At 60.8% G+C, this 20053-nt stretch carries 22 protein-coding genes; 11 read left to right on the top strand and 11 right to left on the bottom strand.

The window, feature by feature from the left end:
• Nucleotides 1–89: 89 nt before the first annotated feature.
• On the top strand, nt 90–767 hold the full coding sequence (locus ACQKEN_RS00835; RefSeq protein ID WP_427682972.1) for an FKBP-type peptidyl-prolyl cis-trans isomerase: 678 nt from the start codon (nt 90–92) through the stop codon (nt 765–767).
• Between the two features lie 81 nt (nt 768–848).
• Here the strand turns inward: ACQKEN_RS00835 and rsd are convergent, their stop codons facing one another.
• The 8 genes from rsd to ACQKEN_RS00795 all read right to left on the bottom strand — a co-directional run bounded on the left by rsd (nt 849) and on the right by ACQKEN_RS00795 (nt 8403).
• A complete protein-coding gene (gene rsd, locus ACQKEN_RS00830) occupies nt 849–1307 on the bottom strand; it encodes a sigma D regulator (RefSeq protein WP_427682970.1) in 459 nt (152 codons plus the stop codon).
• Between the two features lie 183 nt (nt 1308–1490).
• Nucleotides 1491–2018: a disulfide bond formation protein B gene (locus ACQKEN_RS00825; protein WP_427682969.1), complete on the bottom strand. Its 528-nt coding sequence runs from the start codon at nt 2016–2018 to the stop codon at nt 1491–1493.
• A gap of 251 nt (nt 2019–2269) precedes the next feature.
• Nucleotides 2270–3517: a heme biosynthesis protein HemY gene (locus ACQKEN_RS00820; RefSeq protein WP_427682967.1), complete on the bottom strand. Its 1248-nt coding sequence runs from the start codon at nt 3515–3517 to the stop codon at nt 2270–2272.
• Nucleotides 3514–4656 (bottom strand): uroporphyrinogen-III C-methyltransferase, encoded by a 1143-nt coding sequence (locus ACQKEN_RS00815; protein ID WP_427682966.1) that lies wholly within the window; start codon nt 4654–4656, stop codon nt 3514–3516. The genes ACQKEN_RS00820 and ACQKEN_RS00815 overlap by 4 nt, the downstream gene beginning before the upstream one ends.
• Before the next feature lie 49 nt (nt 4657–4705).
• Nucleotides 4706–5479, bottom strand: a complete 774-nt coding sequence (locus ACQKEN_RS00810; protein ID WP_427682964.1) for a uroporphyrinogen-III synthase — start codon at nt 5477–5479, stop codon at nt 4706–4708.
• Nucleotides 5476–6417 carry a hydroxymethylbilane synthase gene (gene hemC / locus ACQKEN_RS00805; protein WP_427682962.1) on the bottom strand — a complete coding sequence of 314 codons (942 nt, stop codon included), beginning with the start codon at nt 6415–6417 and terminating at the stop codon, nt 5476–5478. The genes ACQKEN_RS00810 and hemC overlap by 4 nt, the downstream gene beginning before the upstream one ends.
• A gap of 160 nt (nt 6418–6577) precedes the next feature.
• A complete protein-coding gene (locus ACQKEN_RS00800) occupies nt 6578–7324 on the bottom strand; it encodes a LytR/AlgR family response regulator transcription factor (protein WP_133773782.1) in 747 nt (248 codons plus the stop codon).
• Complete coding sequence (locus tag ACQKEN_RS00795; protein ID WP_427682961.1) at nt 7321–8403, bottom strand: sensor histidine kinase; 1083 nt, start codon at nt 8401–8403, stop codon at nt 7321–7323. Before ACQKEN_RS00795 ends, ACQKEN_RS00800 begins: the two co-directional genes overlap by 4 nt.
• A 143-nt stretch (nt 8404–8546) precedes the next feature.
• Between ACQKEN_RS00795 and argH the strand changes: the two genes are divergently transcribed.
• The 4 genes from argH to ACQKEN_RS00775 all read left to right on the top strand — a co-directional run bounded on the left by argH (nt 8547) and on the right by ACQKEN_RS00775 (nt 13769).
• Nucleotides 8547–9941, top strand: coding sequence for an argininosuccinate lyase (gene argH / locus ACQKEN_RS00790; RefSeq protein ID WP_427682960.1), 1395 nt, complete (start codon nt 8547–8549; stop codon nt 9939–9941).
• Between the two features lie 63 nt (nt 9942–10004).
• On the top strand, nt 10005–10298 hold the full coding sequence (locus ACQKEN_RS00785) for a hypothetical protein (RefSeq protein WP_427682958.1): 294 nt from the start codon (nt 10005–10007) through the stop codon (nt 10296–10298).
• A gap of 170 nt (nt 10299–10468) precedes the next feature.
• Nucleotides 10469–10720 carry a TIGR02647 family protein gene (locus ACQKEN_RS00780; RefSeq protein WP_074892677.1) on the top strand — a complete coding sequence of 84 codons (252 nt, stop codon included), beginning with the start codon at nt 10469–10471 and terminating at the stop codon, nt 10718–10720.
• A 199-nt stretch (nt 10721–10919) separates the two neighbouring features.
• Entirely contained in the window at nt 10920–13769 is a 2850-nt protein-coding gene (locus ACQKEN_RS00775; RefSeq protein WP_427682956.1) for a class I adenylate cyclase, read from the top strand.
• A 168-nt stretch (nt 13770–13937) separates the two neighbouring features.
• On the opposite strand, the gene ACQKEN_RS00770 is transcribed toward ACQKEN_RS00775, so the two are convergent.
• Together ACQKEN_RS00770 and cyaY are read right to left on the bottom strand one after the other, a co-directional pair.
• A complete protein-coding gene (locus tag ACQKEN_RS00770; protein WP_427682954.1) occupies nt 13938–14171 on the bottom strand; it encodes a DUF1289 domain-containing protein in 234 nt (77 codons plus the stop codon).
• Nucleotides 14168–14524 carry an iron donor protein CyaY gene (gene cyaY / locus ACQKEN_RS00765; protein ID WP_065987497.1) on the bottom strand — a complete coding sequence of 119 codons (357 nt, stop codon included), beginning with the start codon at nt 14522–14524 and terminating at the stop codon, nt 14168–14170. Before cyaY ends, ACQKEN_RS00770 begins: the two co-directional genes overlap by 4 nt.
• A gap of 288 nt (nt 14525–14812) precedes the next feature.
• Here cyaY and lptM point away from each other — a divergent pair, with 288 nt between their 5' ends.
• The 6 genes from lptM to ACQKEN_RS00735 are packed head-to-tail and all read left to right on the top strand — an operon-like array spanning nt 14813 to nt 19410.
• Nucleotides 14813–14974 (top strand): LPS translocon maturation chaperone LptM, encoded by a 162-nt coding sequence (gene lptM, locus ACQKEN_RS00760; protein WP_037016591.1) that lies wholly within the window; start codon nt 14813–14815, stop codon nt 14972–14974.
• A gap of 9 nt (nt 14975–14983) precedes the next feature.
• On the top strand, nt 14984–16231 hold the full coding sequence (gene lysA, locus ACQKEN_RS00755; protein ID WP_427682952.1) for a diaminopimelate decarboxylase: 1248 nt from the start codon (nt 14984–14986) through the stop codon (nt 16229–16231).
• 4 nt (nt 16232–16235) lie between these two features.
• Nucleotides 16236–17066 (top strand): diaminopimelate epimerase, encoded by an 831-nt coding sequence (gene dapF, locus ACQKEN_RS00750; protein ID WP_427682950.1) that lies wholly within the window; start codon nt 16236–16238, stop codon nt 17064–17066.
• 13 nt (nt 17067–17079) lie between these two features.
• Entirely contained in the window at nt 17080–17817 is a 738-nt protein-coding gene (locus tag ACQKEN_RS00745) for a DUF484 family protein (RefSeq protein WP_427682949.1), read from the top strand.
• A 2-nt stretch (nt 17818–17819) separates the two neighbouring features.
• On the top strand, nt 17820–18725 hold the full coding sequence (gene xerC / locus ACQKEN_RS00740) for a tyrosine recombinase XerC (protein WP_427682947.1): 906 nt from the start codon (nt 17820–17822) through the stop codon (nt 18723–18725).
• Nucleotides 18715–19410 (top strand): HAD family hydrolase, encoded by a 696-nt coding sequence (locus ACQKEN_RS00735; protein WP_427682945.1) that lies wholly within the window; start codon nt 18715–18717, stop codon nt 19408–19410. The genes xerC and ACQKEN_RS00735 overlap by 11 nt, the downstream gene beginning before the upstream one ends.
• 224 nt (nt 19411–19634) lie before the next feature.
• On the opposite strand, the gene ACQKEN_RS00730 is transcribed toward ACQKEN_RS00735, so the two are convergent.
• On the bottom strand, nt 19635–19964 hold the full coding sequence (locus ACQKEN_RS00730) for a hypothetical protein (RefSeq protein ID WP_192171409.1): 330 nt from the start codon (nt 19962–19964) through the stop codon (nt 19635–19637).
• Nucleotides 19965–20053 lie beyond the last annotated feature (89 nt).

The following is a 20053-nucleotide window of genomic DNA, read 5'->3' as shown; positions in this document are numbered from 1 at the left end:
TTGCAAGACGCCGAAAAACGCGGCAATACCCGTCACGCTCGGGCTTCAGCGCTGGCATAATCGCTCACTTCCCAGGCCGGAGAGCATTCATGTCGCGCTACCTGTTTATGTCGTTGTTCCTCTTGGTACCCCTTGCTCACGCGACCGATGCTCCGGCGTCCGACAACACCCACGATCTTTCCTATAGCCTTGGCGCAAGCCTGGGCGAGCGCCTGCGTCAGGAAGCCCCCGATCTGCAGTTGCCCGCGCTGCTTGAAGGCCTGCAGTCGGCATATCAAGGCAAGCCGCTGGCGATCAAGCAGGAACGCATGGAGCAGATTCTCAGCGACCACGACGCCGCCCTCGCCCAGGCTGAAAACTCCGGCCAGACCGAACCGCAGACTGAAGCGGCGCTGAAGGACGAGCGCAAGTTCATGGACGCCGAGAAGGCCAAACCGGGCGTTCGCCAGCTCGCGGACGGCATCCTGATGACCGAGCTGACGCCGGGCAACGGCCCCAAACCCGACATCAATGGCCGTGTGCAGGTGAAGTATGTGGGCCGCCTGCCTGACGGCACGATCTTCGATCAGAGTCAGCAGCCACAATGGTTCCGTCTGGACAGCGTCATCGCCGGCTGGACCACCGCCCTGGCCGACATGCCGGTGGGTGCCAAATGGCGGCTGGTCATCCCTTCGGCTCAAGCATATGGCGCAGAAGGCGCAGGCGATCTGATCGATCCGTATACGCCACTGGTTTTCGAAATCGAGCTGATCGGGGTGTCGCAGTAACGCCGACAGTGTCCGTGGCTCGCCGCGAAAGACCATAAAAAAAGGGTGCCCAAGGCACCCTTTCTTACACCAGCGGCCTTCTCAGACCTCTTCCTCTACCTGTTCCTTGTGCGCGTTGTGCAGCACCTCGATCAGGCAGTCTTCCAGTTCAAAGCGCTCGTGCAGCAAGCCGCCCAGCTCCTTGAATTTCTCGGTGACGCACTTGCCTTCATCACAGAGATCGTTGAACGCCAGCAGCTTCTCGGTGATGACGTCGATACGAGGATAGATCGTGTCAGCCAGGTCGAGGCCGCGCTGATCATTGAAAGCCTTGGCTTCGCTGGTAAGTTGCTCGTAGATTTCGAAATGGCCAGCCGACACGTAATCGACCAATGTGCCGCAGAAGTCCTGCAAGGGCGCGCGCTTCTCAGAGAACGATCCCGGCTCTGCACCCAGAGCGTCGTAAGCCTTGATCAGCTCGTTGCGCTCCAGCAACCAGCGGTCAATCAGCTTGTGGACCCCACCCCAGCGTTCCTGAGCGTTCTGACAACTTTCCAGCATGATGTTTTCTCTTCCCTTCAGGGGCATGCTGCTTCAGGCGCTTTCCGGTTCGGATCCGAAACATGCCGGATCCGGCCCGGAAAAGCGTCAACAGCAACATTGATCCGATGATGCGTGCGGCCCAGATTATGCCCGCATGACTAGCCCATCAAGGTACGCAGGACACAAAGTTCATACAAGTGTTTAATCCGGAGTTCCCAGATCCATTGATCTGAATCGACGGAACTCGATAAAAAGGTAATACAGCGCGAACAGGCACAAGCCGGAAAATGCCAGCAAGCTCCACTCGGGCAAGCTGATGCCGAACAGCGACCAGTTGATCTCGGAGCACCCTGCACTTCCCGCCAGCACCATCGCCATGACTTTCACGTAGGTTTGCGTTTCCAGCAGGTAGTGAAGGTTTTCAATGCATGCCGCCATGTTCTCGGGCGGCGAAGCCTGCAACCAGACCTGACGTGCCGCGACGCTCGCCCCCAAAGCGGAAAACAGTAAAAGAAAGCCCGCGTAGATACGCCAGCCGGATTTACCCGGCGCGTGCAGGGCCGCGAGCAGGCACACACCCGCGGATAACGCCATGAGCACTCGCTGAAGCAGACACATCGGGCATGGCGCCGCATCAACCACAGGGCCGAGATAAACCGTCGCTCCCACTATCGATGCGCAGGCCAGAAACGCCAGAGAGAACAAGGAGCGCGTACGAGCCAGCTGCATGGAAAATCCGTAACAAAAGACGAAGGCGGCTACGGTAGAGGAAAGCGCGAGTCGCTTTCAAGGCACCCAACGGAGGATATTTCTTTGTTGATGTAGGTAAATCCCGACGCCGTGTTTAAGACGTTATACCGGTAGCCTGAATATCCTCTCAACAGGCCACACCAAGCACAGAAAGGTCCTACACCAATCAGCGAATCAGACACGGAAGAGGCCCGCTGGCGGGCCTCTTCACGTTGACGCCTGACTTTAATCTAAACGCGTGTCAGCGCCGGCAACGGACGTGCAAGCAAACGCTCATCCAGCAGACCCAGACCTTCCTGAAACAGCTGATTGCTGCGATCGGTCTCGCCCAGTTGCGCCAGCAGACGCGCCAGCTCCGCGCAGGCTTCCGGGTTGCGCTGCAACCTCAAGCTCGACTCGAGATAATCACGCGCCTTACCCCACAAGCTGCTTTGCAGGCACAGACGACCCAGCGTCAACAGCAAGCCTGGGTCATCGGTATGACTTTTCAGCCAACCTTCGGCAGTCTGCAATTGTTTGGCGGGATCGGCGCCGCGCACCAGTCCATACAAGCGCGCAAGATGGGTGTTGTAGTCACGCTTCATGGCCGTGCGCAAAACTTCCTCGGCCTGGACATCGGCGCCGAGACGACGCAGCTGCTCGGCGTACGCCAATACCAGCGCGGGTTCCTGGCGCTGAGCAGAGGTCAGTTGCTGCCAGGCACTTTCCAGTGATGGCAGGCCTGTGGCTACGGTATCGCTAGCGGATTCACGATGGGCCGCCAGCGAGAGATTCTCGCCCCAGGCACGTCTCTCCAGTTCAGCCAGCTCTTGCGCCGGAAGCACCTTGTCTTTTCGCAGATCCGGCATCAGACGAACCAAGTCCGCCCACTCACCGCGCTCGCGATACAGGCGCTGCAACTGACGTAATACCTGCGGGTTATGCGGATGACGCTCTTGCATGGCCTGCAAGGTAACCAGCGCTCCGTCGAGATCACCGCGATCCACCTGCAACTGCGCGTGGCTCAACGCAATGGCGAGCTCCGCGTGCGGCTGACGCTCAAGCGCGCGCTCAAGCAGATTGTCGCTTTCCTCGTAACGGCCCTGCTCATTCGCTGCCCGGGCGGCGCCAAGGTAATAGAGCAATGGCTGACGTTCCGCCTCGGCGGCACGATGCAAGTTGCGTTCAGCGCTGGCCCAGCGCCCTTCGGCGAGGTCCATCTGCCCTTGCTCTATCGCGTTCTGCACGCGACGGCTGCGGTTGCGACGAGACCAGGGATTGACCACTCCACCGGAGGTCGTCAGCAACGCAATAACCACCCGCACCAGCCACAGAATGAACAGGACGGCGACAAGTAACGCCAGCGCTGCCCAGATGCTCGATTCGTAGCGGAAGGTGTCGTAGGAGATAAGCACGTAACCCGCATGGCGGGAGATCGCGACACCGATCAGCGCCGCGGCCACCACCAGTACGAAGAGAACGACGTAAGCGCGCTTCATGGCTGTTTCCCAGGCTGCGCCTCGTCAGTGCGTTTCTCCAGCGCACCGCCCACAGGCGTATGACGCTGTTCGAGGTAGGCCTGAACCGCAGCCAGACTTTGTGTCAAATCAGGGGTCGCCACGGAAACCGGTTGTTTGCCGAGCTCCTCCAGACGCTGACCGAGCGCCTTGCTCTGCTGGCTATCACGATTGAAATTGTTGTCCAGAACGCTTCGAGCTTCAGCCATGGCCTTTTCGTAAACCGGCGCCTGGCCGTTAAGCGCGGCCCATTGCGCCTGCTCGATTGCCAGGCTCAACGCCAGACGAACCTGGGTCAGGCTCTGACCTGCCAGCAACGGCCGAATGTTTTTGTCGGCGTGGAAATCGATACGGACGAACTGCGAGATCTTGTCCCACCACTTGGCCCAATAGCTGCCCTCGCTGCCATCGGTCAAACCGAACAGCGAATCGCCCTTGTCGACATATTCCGGCGCCAGCTCATTCAACTGCGCCACTTGATCACGCACTGCTGCCAATTGCAGAAACAGTCCAGTACGATCCGGTTGATCAACGCTGCGCAGCGCGGTCAGGCTTTTGGCCAATTGCTCGCGGGCCGCAAAAGCGCCGGGATCGTCCTGCTCGCGCAGAATCTCGTCAGCGCCCTGCACCAGCGCTGCAGCGCTGTTGATGTCTTGCAGCGCAGACAGCCTCAGGCTCGCCAGGCGCAGCAAGTGCTCGGCCTCGGCCAGACGCCAGTCCTTGCGGCTGGCGCCGAGCACGGTCTCTACACGCTGGCTCAGGCGCTGCTGATCACCCTGCAGTTGCGTGACGAGGCGACGGCGATCTTCCAGCTCTTGAGCCGGTGGCAGTTGCGCCAGCCGTGCAGCGATTTGCTGCTCGCTCTGCTTGAGGGCTTGGGTCTGCGAGCCGATGTCCTGCAACTGCCCCGACTGCTCCTGATGGCCGGCCTGCATGGCGCGCAGTTGCCAAACGCTCCAGCCGCCAACGGCAACGCCCGCTGCGCCCAGCAACAGCGCCAGTATGGCGAGCCCGTTGCTGCCTCGGCGATTTGACGGTTCTTTATACGCTGGATCCGGTAGCGGCTCGGATCTGGCCAGTACCGGTTCAACGTCATCTTTTGGCAAGACTGTTTCGCTCACGTATCCATCCTTTGCATGTTGGGCGTCGCGTAATCCGACTGATCGACCATTACGCCTGTGAGGCAGGCGCGGGGTGTTCGCGCAATGCTGCCAGCAAGGCCGGGGCGCTGGCGCCACGGCAGTCCACTACGTTAAGAACCCCGGCGGCACGCGCCATTTCGGCGACCCGGGGGCTTGGTACAAACAAAGGCATCTGCGCAAGCGTAGGCCAGGCGTCGCCCGCCAGCTCCCGCAGATGCTCGAAACCCTGTCCACTGCTGACCACCAGCCCATTCAAGCGTTCCGCTTTAACCGTGTCGGGCAGCACGAAAGCCGGGTATTGCGGCAGGTGGCGACGATACAGCGGAAGGTAATCAACCACTACACCACGCTCCCGCAACCGCTCGGCCAACAGCTCGCGCCCTTCTTCGCCGCGCATGATCAGCACTTTGGGATCGTATCCCGAGACAGCTTGTTGAAACTGCGGCAGGTCGAGCAGCGCTTCGCTGTCGTCGCCATGCTCGGGGAAGAACACGTGCAGACCATAGTCATCGAGGATTTGCGCGGTTGCAGCGCCGACGGTGAACCACTTCTGCATGGGCGGCTGCGGCCAGACTTCGTCAAGCATCGCCAGCCCAAGACGCGCGGCCGGTTTGCTGACGACGATGACGGCGCAGTACGCCGCGAGGTCGAAAATGATCGAACGGCTGGCTTCTGAAACCGGCAGAGGCTCGATCTCCAGCAAGGGGAGACTGGCGCTGTAAACGCCCACCTCAGCCAGCGTCTGCGCAAGGGCCCGCGATTCTTCAGCAGGACGCGTGAGCAGCAAACGCCAGGCCTTCACTCGTCGCCAGCCTCGCCGTAGACCGCCTTGAGAATCTTCGCCGCACCTTGCTCCAGCAGCGCTTCGGCCACTTGTACGCCCAACGCTTGAGCGTCCACTTGTGGCGCACGCGCTTCGGCATGCAGCAGAACTGTGCCGGAGGGATCGCCCACCAGCCCGCGCAACCAGAGTTGTTCGCCTTCCAGCACGGCGTAGCAGGCAATTGGCACCTGGCACCCCCCGTTGAGGTGCTTGTTGAGCGCACGCTCAGCGGTGACCCGCACGGCAGTGTCGTCATGGTGCAACGGGGCCAGCAAGGCATGAAGTTCGATATCGACGCTGCGGCATTCAATGCCCACCGCGCCCTGCCCGCCTGCGGGCAAGCTGTGGTCGATGCTGATGGGGGCGGTAATTCGGTCTTCGAAACCCAGACGGATCAGGCCGGCGGCGGCAAGGATGATCGCGTCGTACTCACCCGCGTCCAGCTTGGCGAGGCGCGTATTGACATTGCCCCGCAAGAACTGAATTTTCAGGTCAGGCCGACGCGCCAGCAATTGAGCCTGCCGGCGCAGACTCGACGTCCCCACCACGGCGCCGGCGGGCAACTCATCCATACTGGCGTGGGTGTTGGAAACGAAGGCGTCGCGTGGGTCTTCGCGTTCGCAGATGCAGAACAGCCCGAGACCCTGGGGGAAGTCCATCGGCACGTCTTTCATCGAGTGAACGGCGATATCGGCTCTGTGCTCCATCAGGGCTGTTTCCAGCTCCTTGACGAACAGGCCTTTGCCACCGATTTTCGACAGCGGCGAGTCCAGAAGTTTGTCGCCGCGACTGACCATCGGCACCAGCGTCACGATCAGACCGGGATGAGCCTGCTCCAGACGCGCCTTGACGTATTCGGCTTGCCAGAGGGCCAGAGCGCTTTTGCGGGTGGCGATGCGGATTTCGCGAGAAGACATGAACCGGTCCGTGCTGAGTGAATGCGGCGAATAATAACAGCTCGGCCGGATCGGGCCGAATGGCTGTATTCAATCTGCGCGCATCATGATCTCAATCAACCTGCGTACGCCATGCGACGGCGTGTCGCCCGCATGACGGCATGCTCCTCGCGGCACTCCCTTACAACTGCTGCATCATCTTGCGCACACCGGCAACGTGCCGGCGGCTGACGATCAACGCATCGCCGTTGAGCCCCTTCAGGAACAACTGGAAGTGGCCCAATGGCGTGCGCTGCAGGCGCTCGATGCGCTCCCGGGCGACCAGCGCGTTTCGGTGGATGCGTACGAACCGGTCGCCGAACTCGTCTTCAAGGGCTTTAAGCGGTTCATCCAGCAGCACTTCGCCACCTTCGTGGCGCAGGGTCACGTACTTGTGGTCAGCGATGAAATAGATCACCTCGGCCAGCGGGATCAGCTCAATGCCCTTCCGGGTACGTGCGCTGATGTGGCTGCGCGGGCCGGTGCCGCTTTCTGCAGCAGGCCGGGTCATCGCCGCCAGTTGCACACGATTAGGCCGCTCGGCCTTGCGCAACGCCTCGAGCAAGTGCTCGGAACGAACCGGTTTGACCAGATAACCCACGGCACTGACCTGGAAAGCTTCCAGCGCAAATTCATCGTGGGCCGTACAGAAAACGACGGCAGGCGGGGTGTCGCGCTCGCATAGCTTGGCCGCGACCTGAAGTCCGTCCAGGCCAGGCATGCGGATATCCAGCAACACCACGTCGGGTTTCAAATTTTCAATCAGCTGCAATGCTTCTTCGCCATTTGTGGCGCTGGGTTCCAGAACCTTGTAACCCTCGAGCTCACTTACCATACGGCTCAGGCGGTCTCGGGCTAGGGGTTCGTCATCAACGATCAGGACATTCATATTGCTCTGGCTTCCTGCGTGAGTCTCGCACAAGGATAGCGTAGACAGGTGAAGTGACGACCGTCTCGGCGCTCCACGCTCAGACTGGCGAGAGGGCCGAAAAGTGCCGTGAGTCGAGCGCCGATGTTTGCCAAGGCCTGTTGAGTGCCGCCTGGATTTTGCCGTAAGACGACCTCATCGTAAGGATTACTGACGCGCAATATAAATACTCCCCGTTCGTAGTCCGCCTCAACTCTGACCACGCCGCCTTCAACACGGGGCGCGATGCCGTAAATCAACGCGTTTTCCAACAATGGCTGCAAGGTTAGCTGGGGAATCGGCAAGTCGTCGGGAATTGCACTCACGGCCCAGTCCAACTGTAGACGCTCGCCAAGTCGATATTGCTCAATCGATAAATAGCGTTTCGCCAATTCAAGCTCTTCGCGCCATGTCGTCAGGCTCCCTGGCTTGCCCAGACTGGCCCGGAACAGGTCCGACAGATCAAGCACCGCCTGCTCTGCCTTGACCGGATCGCTGGTGACCAGACTGGCGATGCTGTTGAGCGTGTTGAACAGAAAGTGCGGACGGATCCGCGCCTGCAGGGACTCGATCCTGGCCTGAAGCTCGGCCTGCTGCTGTTTGCGCCACTGACTCTGCAGGTAAAAATAGCGCAGCATCAGCGCGGACATGATCAAGGCGATCAGTGCGTAGCGCAGGTACCGCTCGACGACGCCATCGAACGACGTCGGGGGATTGACCTGGTAGTAGTCAGTCACAGCGGTGCACATCAGCGTCACTGCCACCACCAGCAGACAACCGATACAGCCGGCTACACCAGCACGCAGGCGCGCCAGCCAAGGGCGCAAGCCACACAGCAGTGCAGCGGACAGCAGCACGATCCACTGCACAAAAAGAGAAATCAGCGCCAGCCGCACCCAGTCGAAATCCGGCCGCATGGGTTCGATGAGCACAAGTACGAAGACCAGCAACTCCGCCAGCACGACCAGCATGAGCAACGCCTGGGGCAGGCACAGCTCCGGAAGGAAGAACTCTTTGCCGGGCGCACTGCTCTGCCCCGGTTGTTTGCGCTCGTTTTGCATGGCCGCCAGTCTCTTCGCTCATACCGTTGCGGGCAAGCCGCCGGGGATAAATAAACGGCAATGCTGTTATCATCGCCCGCGTCTTTAGAATCGGCCGGCGCCGGTTTTTCATCAGTTTCAGCCACCACAGCAGCGAGCGAATCATGAGCACCGACAAGACCAACCAGTCCTGGGGCGGCCGCTTCAGTGAACCCGTCGACGCCTTCGTCGCACGCTTCACCGCCTCCGTCACCTTCGATCAGCGCCTTTATCGCCATGACATCATGGGATCCGTCGCCCACGCCACGATGCTGGCCAAGGTCGGCGTGCTCACCGACGCCGAGCGCGACACCATCATCGACGGGCTGAAGAGCATTCAGGGCGAGATCGAAGCCGGCACGTTCGACTGGCGCGTGGACCTTGAAGACGTGCACATGAACATCGAAGCGCGCCTGACCGATCGCATCGGCGTCACCGGTAAAAAGCTGCACACCGGACGCAGCCGTAACGATCAGGTCGCCACCGACATCCGCCTGTGGCTGCGTGATGAAATCGACCTGATTCTGGCTGAAATCACCCGCCTGCAAGAAGGCCTGCTGGGGCTGGCCGAGCGCGAAGCCGAGACCATCATGCCGGGCTTCACTCACCTGCAGACCGCGCAACCGGTGACCTTCGGCCACCACATGCTGGCGTGGTTCGAAATGCTCAGCCGCGATTACGAGCGTCTCGTCGATTGCCGCAAGCGTACCAACCGCATGCCACTGGGCAGCGCCGCGCTGGCCGGCACTACGTACCCGATCGACCGCGAACTGACCTGCCAACTGCTGGGTTTCGAAGCCGTTGGCGGTAACTCGCTGGACAGCGTCTCCGATCGCGACTTCGCCATCGAATTCTGCTCCGCCGCGAGCATCGCGATGATGCACCTGTCGCGCTTCTCCGAAGAGCTGGTGCTGTGGACCAGCGCGCAATTTCAGTTCATCGATCTGCCCGATCGCTTCTGCACCGGCAGCTCGATCATGCCGCAAAAGAAAAACCCAGATGTGCCCGAACTGGTCCGCGGCAAAAGCGGCCGCGTGTTTGGCGCATTGATGGGCCTGTTGACCTTGATGAAGGGCCAGCCGCTGGCCTACAACAAGGACAATCAGGAAGACAAGGAGCCGCTGTTCGACGCTGCAGACACCCTGCGCGATTCGCTGCGGGCCTTCGCCGACATGATCCCGGCAATCAAACCCAAGCACGCCATGATGCGCGAGGCTGCGCTGCGCGGTTTCTCTACCGCCACCGACCTCGCCGATTACCTGGTACGTCGTGGCCTGCCATTCCGTGACTGCCACGAGATCGTCGGTCACGCGGTGAAACATGGCGTTGAGACCGGCAAGGACCTGGCCGAGATGACGCTGGACGAGTTGCGTCAGTTCAGCGACCAGATCGAACAGGATGTCTTTGCGGTGCTGACGCTCGAAGGTTCGGTCAATGCCCGCAACCACGTCGGCGGTACGGCGCCGGAGCAGGTCAAGGCGGCGGTCGTGCGTGGCCGGCATTTGCTCGCCACCCGCTAAACCCATAAACGGGGTCGCCCAGCGCGGGCGATTCCATTCAATTGGCAGGACATCGAGAACAACATGAGCGACAACATCGAAAACGACGACGAAGAGTTCGCTGAAGCGACGCTGATTGAAGCCATCGAAAATCAGATCGAGAGCGACAATCCGCCGGCGGCCAAAGCCACGTTCAACAAGCTGACCCTGGTGGGCATCGAGCGCGAAGAGATTCTGCAGATGATGGCCCACATTCTGGCGCTGGAGATCGACGGCATCCTGGCCGAAGATCGTCCGTTCAATACCGTCTGGTACGAAGCGGCGCTGCGTGCACTGCCCGAAATGCCGCCGGGCGTGCGACTGGCGGACGACGAGTAAAACCCGCCACACATGCCGGTCGCTCAACTGACCTGACGACCGGCCAGATACTTCCTGCAAAATCCCCAGACCTGACTACACTCCAACAGCCTCGCTGCCATATGGCGATGGGGCCGTCACGCCTGCGATTCTGATCGCGGTGTATCCACTGGAAAAAGTCTGGAGCACCTATGTCGTTTACCCCTGAATTGGTTGCCGAGCTGGAAATCCTGTCGCTGTTCAATCTGAGCAACACCAAAGAGGGTCTGAAAGTTCACCATCACTCAGCGGCCCCCACGGCCATCGCCGCCGCCCAACGACTCTTCGACAAAGGCCTCACCACGCAACACGACGGAGGCTACTTGACCAGCCTGGGGCTGGATGCCGCCGACCACGCTCAATCGCTGCTGATCATTCTTGCCACCAGCCAGGAAGCTGCCTGATTTCGTCCTCGCGAAACCTTTGCCTGGACGCATCAAATAAAGGTTTCGCGAATCCTCCATTTCGACGATGCTGCGCCGATAAAATAATGGCGCCATAAAAAAGACGCGCAGCCGAGCCTTACAGGTTAGACGCCCAGCTGTCTTGATTATCGCTACACCCCCCACTTCATGCAGTGCCGCCCGCCGGCTTCGAGTCGCGATGACGCGTAGTTTCGAAATTCGCCCGGATCTGGATGAGGGCATTGATCGCAAGGTCCTCGCCCAGTTACGCAGCCGCTTCCTGGCCCTGAGCGAGAGTCGACTGGCGCGCGCGTACGAAGGCCTGTCGACGCGCCAGCAAAGCGTACTTTCGCTGCTGCCGCTGTTTTTCCACGTCAATCATCCTCTGTTGCCGGGCTATGTGTCGGGCTCGACCCCCGCTGGCGTTTCCCATTACGAGCCTGACGCCCATGCCCTTGCTGAAGCGCAACGCCTGACGCGGTCGTTCTCCTACAAACCACGCCGGGTGAATCCGCCGCAGCCGATTCACGGCATTTTCCTGATGGGCAGCCTTGGCACCCTCGCCCAGGCCGACCAGAGCGACATGGACGTGTGGATCTGCCACGACCCACTGCTGTCGGCAGACGAAATCCAGGAGCTGCGCAGGAAGTGCCAGTCCCTCGAAAGCTGGGCCGCAAGCATGGGCGCCGAGGCGCACTTCTTTCTCGTTGATCCGGAACGTTTTGTCGTTGGCGAGCGCGACGCGCAACTGAGCGGCGAGGACTGCGGCACGACGCAGCATTATTTGCTGCTCGACGAGTTTTATCGCACCGCCATCTGGCTGGCCGGGCGGACCCCGATGTGGTGGCTGGTGCCGGTCTATGAGGAAACGCGCTACGCGGAATACACCCATACCCTGCTGTCGAAACGCTTTATTCGCGCTGACGAAGTGCTGGACCTCGGCAACATGTCGCATATCCCGCCGGGCGAGTTCATCGGCGCAGGGCTGTGGCAGCTGTTCAAAGGTATCGAATCGCCCTACAAATCGGTGCTCAAGCTGCTGCTCACCGAAGTCTATGCCAGCGAACACCCGCAGGTGCAGTGCCTGAGCATGCGCTTCAAGAAAGCCGTGTTCGCCAACCACGCCGACCTCGACGAACTGGACCCATACGTGATGGTGTACCGGCGCATTGAGGAATACCTGCTGGCGCGGGGTGAGCCCGAACGGCTCGAGCTGGTACGCCGCAGTTTGTACCTGAAGGTGAACAAGAAACTCATAGGTGGCACTCGCCACCGCAGCAACGGTTGGCAGCGCCTGCTGCTGGAACGGCTGGTCAATGAGTGGCATTGGGATGAGCGCCAGCTGGCGCTGCTCGACAGCCGTAGCCAGTGGAAAGTGCGTCAGGTTGCGAGCGAGCGCCGCGCACTGGTCGCCGAGCTCAACTTCAGTTACCGCTTTCTGACCCAGTTCGCGCGCGCGGAAAAAGCAGTCAATTCGATCAACAAACGCGACTTGAATGTGCTCGGGCGGCGTCTGTACGCAGCCTTCGAACGCAAAGCCGGCAAGGTGGAATTTCTCAACCCGGGCATTGCGCCGGATCTGGCGGAAGACACGCTGACGCTGGCGCAGTTACCGAACAAGCGCGAGCCCGGGAGGTACCATTGGTGTCTCTATAACGGCAGTCTGAGTGCCCACGAGCTGGAGACGTTTGCGCCGATCAAGCGCAGTCGCGAGCTACTGGAACTGCTCACGTGGTGCCATCGCAACAACGTCATCGACAGCAGCACGCGGCTTGCGCTCCACCCCGGCATTAGCGATCTGACCGAGTTCGAGCTGTTCAACCTGCAAGGCGCGTTGCAGCAGAGCATTGCGCTGCCGCTCGCAATGGTTGATGAAGAGGTACTGTTGAGCCCGAGCGTACCCCGCGAAATTCTGCTGTTGGTCAACGTCGGCGTCGATCCACTCCGACATCACAAAGACCTGAACATCCTGATGACCACCGAGCGAACCGACTCGCTGAGCTACGCGGGTGTCCGCGAAAATCTGGTGCTGACCTTCGATCAGATCACCCTGAATAGCTGGAACGAGGTGCTGGTCAATCGCTTCGACGGTCCCCACGCACTACTGGACTGCCTGACAGAATTGTTCAACAGCCTGCCGGAAAAGTCCGCAGGGCCTGTCATCCGCGTGCGCTGCTTTTGTCACAACCGCGCGCAGGCCATCGCCCAGCGCGTGGAGGAGCTCATCGGCACCGCGCAACTGCTGCTGGACCGGCGCCTGAATCATCGCTATCTCATCCAGGTCGAGCAGCGGTATCACGTCCTGGAAATGATCCCCGGCCAGGTCAGTCATGTGGTGCTGGAGCATTTGCCGGCGCTGTACGACTACCTGGGAGAAGAGCTTTCCGCCTACAGCCCGATTCATCTGGACCCCCAGGCACTGGACGACTCGGACTTGTCGCTGTTCATCCCGCACGGCCAGCCCGAGTGCATTCAGGTGTTCTACCGGATCAACGAGCCCAATGCCGACCTGTACGTGCTCGATGAGCGCAATGCGCTATGGCATCAGCAGGTGCCTTACCACACTGAATCAAGCCTGCTGGTGCCGCTTCAACGCTTTTTTCAATCGCTGATGTACCGGCGCGTGACGTTGCTGCCCCTGGATAACCCGCTGGAATCAACGTCGCCGGAGGCTTTGTATTACCGCATAACCCCTGATGGATCAGGGCGGGCCCGCCGCGTTGAGCACCGTCCTACCCCGGCGATGCTCAACGACAAATCGTTTTTTGACGTGCAGGCGATTATCGAGGAGGCATCCCCCGGCCAGGTCAGCGTGACGCTGTATTGCGACGGGATGGAGTTTTCCGAACTGGAGTATGGCGATCAGATGTTCAGCGTCGTGGCGCGGCGGATTCTCGACCAGCGCCGCGAGACGCAACGTTACCGTTGCTACATCACGGATCTGGACCTGTCCGGGATACTGGGGGATACGCGCGGGCAAACCATCCTGTTCCTGCGCTACAAAGCCCAGCTGGAACAGTCACTGAATGCCGCGATGGATGAGGCGTGATGCCAGTTGCGGCTAGACATCAGGCCCGGCATCGCGACAGGACCGGGCTTTGTGGGAGCCGGCTTGCTGGCGAAGGCGTTTAGTCAGACGCTGCAAGGGTAAATGCCAAATCCTGTTCGCCAGCAAGCCGGCTCCTACAGATTCAACTTTTCCAAGGGGGGCCGTGACCTAAACGCGACCGGAAGTCGTACTGCGACGCTGATCCGCCTGCCGCACGATCTCGCGGCGTCGCTCATCGGTCGCCGCCCGCCACTCGCGAATGTCCTCGACGTGGCGCTGACACCCCGTGCAGACTTTGTCTTCGTCGAGCCGGCAGATGCTGATGCACGGCGACGGCACCGCCGGGCTGACGTTGCTGAACAGCGGTTTTGGCGGTTTGACCGGCGTTGCGTTAACGGTCACTGGCGGTTGCCATCGTTGCCGTCGAGGGCGTCGAAGTCGATCTCTTCGCCGGCCTGCTGTTTCGCCAGACGATAGAGCATCTCGCTCAACAGCTCTTCGCTCTTGTCGCAGATCCAGTGCTTCGCTTCTTCGTCGTAATCAAAGTGAAAGCCACCCGACGCAGCCGCCAGCCACAGCTGACGCAAGGGCTCCTGACGACTGAAAATGAACTGCGAGCCGTTTTCGAACTTCACGGTCAGCACACCGGCCGAGCTCTCAAGGTCCAGATCCAGACCGCTCTCGTCGAAGATGTCCTGCAGCTTTTCTTGGGTGGCATCGACCAGGTCGTGAAAACGGGCTTCGGTCAAACTCATTGCATGAACCTCAAAAGTGTCGGCGGATGGCGCAGCGACGCACGATACGGTCGCTCCCCGGCAAATGCAAAGCCTACCCGCCCAAGTGTAATTGTGAGAGCGGCTTTGTCCGGGAAGGCAGCAAGCGTCTCGCCCCACCGCAGGCTGCGTCAGAAATCCGCGCGCGCTGCGCCGTCTAATTGCGCAGCGGCGTCAAACCCCCGCCGGACGGGAACTCCAGCGCATAGGCAATCTGTCGGGTGGTCGGTATACTCGGGCGCAATTAATGCTTATACAAAGGATTTCGCCATGAAGCGCCTGATTTCCTCCCTGGCCGCACTGCTTGCAGTTGCGTGTCTGGTCTCTGCCTGCGGTCAGAAAGGTCCACTGTATCTGCCCGACGACGACTCGTCCGACGGCTCCAGCCAGACCAAGTCGCACTCGCACAAGCATCAGACTTCGACCTACTAGGAATCAGTCATGGACGCCTTCAACTACCGCGACGGTGAGCTGTTCGCGGAAGGAGTGGCGTTGTCTGCCATCGCCGAACGCTTCGGCACGCCGACATACGTCTATTCCCGCGCGCATATCGAGGCGCAGTACCGCGCCTTCGCTGATGCCCTGAGCGGCATGCCGCACCTGGTCTGCTTCGCCGTAAAAGCCAACTCAAACCTGGGCGTTCTCAATGTCCTGGCGCGTCTGGGCGCCGGTTTCGACATCGTGTCCCGCGGCGAACTGGAGCGTGTACTGGCGGCTGGCGGTCAGGCCGACAAGATTGTCTTCTCCGGCGTCGGCAAGACCCGCGATGACATGCGTCGTGCGCTGGAAGTCGGCGTGCATTGCTTCAACGTCGAGTCCACCGACGAACTCGAACGCCTGCAAGTCGTCGCCGCCGAACTGGGCGTGCGCGCTCCGGTGTCGTTGCGCGTCAACCCGGACGTCGACGCCGGCACCCACCCCTACATCTCCACCGGCCTCAAGGAAAACAAATTCGGCATCGCCATCGCGGACGCCGAAGACGTTTACATCCGCGCCGCGCAGCTGCCGAACCTCGACGTCATCGGCGTCGACTGCCACATCGGCTCCCAGCTGACCACGCTCTCGCCTTTCGTTGATGCACTGGATCGCTTGCTTGATCTGGTCGACCGACTGGGCGATTGCGGCATTCTGCTGAAACATATCGACCTGGGCGGCGGTCTGGGCGTGCGTTATCGCGACGAAGAGCCGCCACTGGCGGGCGATTACATCAAGGCTGTGCGTGAACGCCTCGATGGCCGCGATCTGGCGCTGATGTTCGAGCCCGGCCGCTTCATCGTCGCCAATGCCGGCGTGCTGCTGACGCGCGTCGAGTACCTCAAGCACACCGAGCACAAAGACTTCGCCATCGTCGACGCAGCCATGAACGATCTGATCCGTCCCGCGCTGTATCAGGCGTGGATGGACGTAACAGCCGTCAAACCCCGCGACGGCGCCAAACGCATCTACGACATCGTCGGCCCGATTTGCGAAACCGGGGATTTCCTGGCCAAGGAGCGCGAACTCGCACTGGCTGAAGGCGATCTGCTGGCAGTGCATTCGGCCGGTGCCTATGGCTTCGTGATGAGCTCCAACTACAACACCCGCGGACGTACGGCCGAGGTGCTTGTGGATGGCGAGCAAGCCTTCGAAGTGCGTCGCCGTGAAACCGTGACTGAGCTGTTTGCCGGCGAAAGCCTGCTGCCGGAGTAATCCCATGCTGCTGCGTTTTACCAAGATGCATGGCCTGGGCAATGATTTCATGGTGCTGGACCTTGTGAGCCAACACGCCCACATTTTGCCCAAGCACGCCAAGCAATGGGGCGATCGCCACACCGGTATTGGTTTCGATCAGCTGCTGCTGGTCGAGGCGCCAAATAACCCGGACGTGGACTTCCGCTACCGGATTTTCAATTCCGACGGCTCTGAAGTGGAGCAATGCGGCAACGGTGCGCGCTGCTTCGCCCGTTTCGTGCTGGACAAGCGGCTGACCGCCAAGAAGCAGATCCGCGTCGAGACCAAGGGCGGCATCATCGAGCTGGACATCCGCAACGACGGCCAGATCAGCGTGGATATGGGCGCGCCGCGTCTGCTGCCGGCGGACATCCCGTTCGATGCGCCGGAGCAGGCCCCCAGTTATTCCCTTGATGTCGATGGCGAGACTGTCGAGCTTGCCGCCGTGTCCATGGGCAACCCCCACGCCGTGCTGCGCGTCTACGACATCAACAACGCACCTGTGCATGTGCTGGGGCCGAAGATCGAGAACCATCCGCGCTTTCCGGCCCGGGTAAATGTGGGCTTTCTCCACGTTGTCGATCGCCAGCGCGCGCAATTGCGGGTGTGGGAGCGAGGCGCCGGGGAAACCCAGGCCTGCGGCACGGGTGCCTGCGCAGCAGCGGTCGCGGCCATTACTCAGGGCTGGATGGATTCGCCAATGCTGATCGACCTGCCGGGCGGACGCCTGTCCATCGAGTGGGCCGGTCCCGGCCATTCGGTGGTGATGACCGGCCCGGCTGTCCGGGTTTACGAAGGCCAAGTACGTCTATGAGTGAGAGTATCCAATGACCGACCAGCCTCAGACTTCAAACGACACGCCCGGCCCGTCCCCTGCCGAGGACGCAGTGCCTGCCCTTGAAGCCGAGGCGGTCGCGGCCTGGCTGCAACAACATCCTGACTTCTTCGCCGAGCACGACGAACTGCTGGCGATGATGCGCGTGCCGCACCAACGGGGCGACACTGTCTCGCTGGTCGAGCGCCAGCTCAAACTGCTGCGCGAGCGCAACATCGAGATGCGTCACCGGCTTTCTCAACTGATGGACGTGGCCCGGGACAACGACCGGCTGTTTGAAAAAACCCGGCGGCTGATTCTTGATCTGATGGACGCGACCAGTCTGGAAGAGATCGTCATCTGCGTGGAAGACAGCTTGCGCCAGGAATTTCAGGTGCCCTTCGTCAGCCTTATCCTGTTCAGCGACAACCCAATGACCGTCGGCCGCTGGGTCAGCGCCGCCGACGCGCAGAAAGCCATTGGCGGGCTGATGTCCGGCGGCAAGACCCTGTGCGGCGCACTGCGTGAACATGAACTCGAGTTTCTGTTTGGCAGCGAGCAAACCAAGGAAGTCGGCTCAACGGCTCTGGCCGCCCTCAGCCACCAAGGCCTGCACGGCGTTCTGGCGATCGGTAGCCGTGATCCGCAGCATTACAAAAGCTCGGTCGGCACGCTGTTTCTCGGTTACATCGCCGATGTGCTCAGCCGCCTGCTGCCACGCTTCACCAATTCGCTGCGTTCGGTTCGCTAGTCATGGAGCGGCAACTGGACGCTTACTGCACGCACCTGCGCAGTGAGCGCCAAGTGTCGAGCCATACGCTTGAAGCCTATCGCCGCGACCTGAATAAAGTCCTGGCGTTCTGCGAAAAGCAGCACATCGACACATGGAAGGCGCTGGATATTCAGGCCATGCGCAGCCTAGTCGCTCGCCTTCATCAGCAGGGCCAATCCTCGCGCAGCCTGGCTAGGCTGCTGTCAGCCGTTCGCGGCTTTTATCACAACCTCAACCGCGAAGGGTTCTGCGATCACGATCCGGCCAATGGCCTGTCACCGCCCAAGGGCGAGCGTCGCTTGCCGAAAACTCTCGATGCCGACCGCGCCCTGCAACTGCTTGAAGGCGGGGTCGAAGACGATTTTCTGGCCCGGCGCGATCAGGCCATCCTCGAGCTGTTCTATTCCTCAGGCCTGCGCCTGTCAGAGCTGACCGGGCTGAACTGTGCAGACCTGGATCTGGCGGACGGTCTCGTGCAGGTCCTCGGCAAAGGCAGCAAAAGCCGCGTTTTACCGGTCGGCCGAAAGGCCCGGGAAGCGCTGGAGGAATGGCTCAAGCAACGGGCGCTGGCCAATCCGCAGGACGACGCGGTGTTCGTCAGCCAGCAAGGTCGCCGTCTGGGGCCGCGCTCGATCCAACTGCGGGTCAAGGCCGCCGGCGAACGCGAGTTGGGCCAGAACCTGCACCCGCACATGCTTCGTCATTCATTCGCCAGTCACTTGCTGGAGTCGTCCCAGGACCTGCGCGCTGTGCAGGAACTGCTGGGCCACGCCGACATCGCCACCACTCAGATTTACACCCATCTGGATTTCCAGCATCTGGCCACGGTGTATGACAGCGCCCATCCACGGGCCAAGCGCAAAGGTAACGCCGACAATGAGCATTAAGCTGATCACCTTCGATCTGGACGACACGCTGTGGGAAACCGCACCGGCGATTGTCAGTGCCGAAGCCAAGCTGCGTGAGTGGCTGGCTGCCAACGCACCAAAACTCGGGCCGGTTCCGGTCGAGCATCTGTGGGAGATTCGCTCGCGACTCATCGAAGAGGATCCGACGTTCAAGCACCGGATCAGTGCGTTGCGCCGCACGGTGCTTTTTCACGCCCTTGAGGATGCCGGGTATGATCATGCCCAAGCCCATGAACTGGCGGACCAGAGCTTTGAAGTGTTTCTTCAGGGGCGACACCAGTTGGACATCTTCCCTGAAGTGGTTCCGACCCTGGAGATCCTGACCAAGTCTTACACGCTGGGTGTCGTGACCAACGGCAATGCCGACGTCCGCCGCCTTGGCCTGGCCGACTATTTCGCCTTCGCGCTATGCGCCGAAGACCTGGGCATCGGCAAACCCGACCCTGCGCCTTTCGTCGAAGCGCTGAAGCGCGGCAAAGCCGATGCCAGCCAGGCCGTGCATGTTGGTGATCACCCCGGTGACGACATCGCCGGTGCTCAAAAGGCCGGCATGCGGGCCATCTGGTACAACCCCGGCGGTAAGGTCTGGGAGGCTGAAAGAGCGCCGGACGCTGAAATCAGCAGTCTGACGCAATTACCAGAGGCGCTGGCCCGCTGGGCTTGATCACAACTTCCTGCTTCGTCCACACCGCTCTTTGCAGGAGCGCGCTTGCCCGCGAACTGCGGTGTGTCAGCTACACATTTATATCAGGCACATCGCGATTCGCGGGCAACCGCGCTCCCACAGCATTGCCCGATGCCAGTACCTGACAACTAAACCACCCGAATCGCAGGCAATAAAAAACCCGCAGCGACAGCGGGTTTTTCATCAGGCGCACAGCCAGTCCCTTAGATAGGGCGGCTGCCGTACTTGTTGTCGGGCTTCTTGGGCGGATCGGCGACCACGTTGGCCTCCACTTCCACGACCTTGCCACCGCGAGCCAGGAACTCTTCCATCGCGCGAGCCAGAGCATCACGCTCTTTATTCTTGGCCTCCACGCTCGGCAATTCGTCAACCGAGACGGCAGCCTTGGCCTTGCCTTTGGCCGGAGTCGCAGAGACTTCAGCGCTGTCATCGACCTCCACTACATCTTCATCGGAAGCCGCTGCAAGCCCCTCACCGTCCTCCCCTTCTTCCAGATCGTCTTCCAGACCTTCTTCGATGTCGTCGTCGCTCATGTTCTACCTCATGACTTGCGAAAGCAGATTAGTTATAGCCCAGCCGGGCTTGATTTCTTGGACAGCCGGAAAAAATTCAACTACCGCGT

Origin of the sequence: Pseudomonas sp. NPDC078416 (assembly GCF_050268485.1) — a bacterium.
GTDB lineage: Bacteria > Pseudomonadota > Gammaproteobacteria > Pseudomonadales > Pseudomonadaceae > Aquipseudomonas.
The sequence above is the reverse complement of the archived record's forward strand: the minus strand, read 5'-3'. Positions and strand labels throughout refer to the sequence as shown.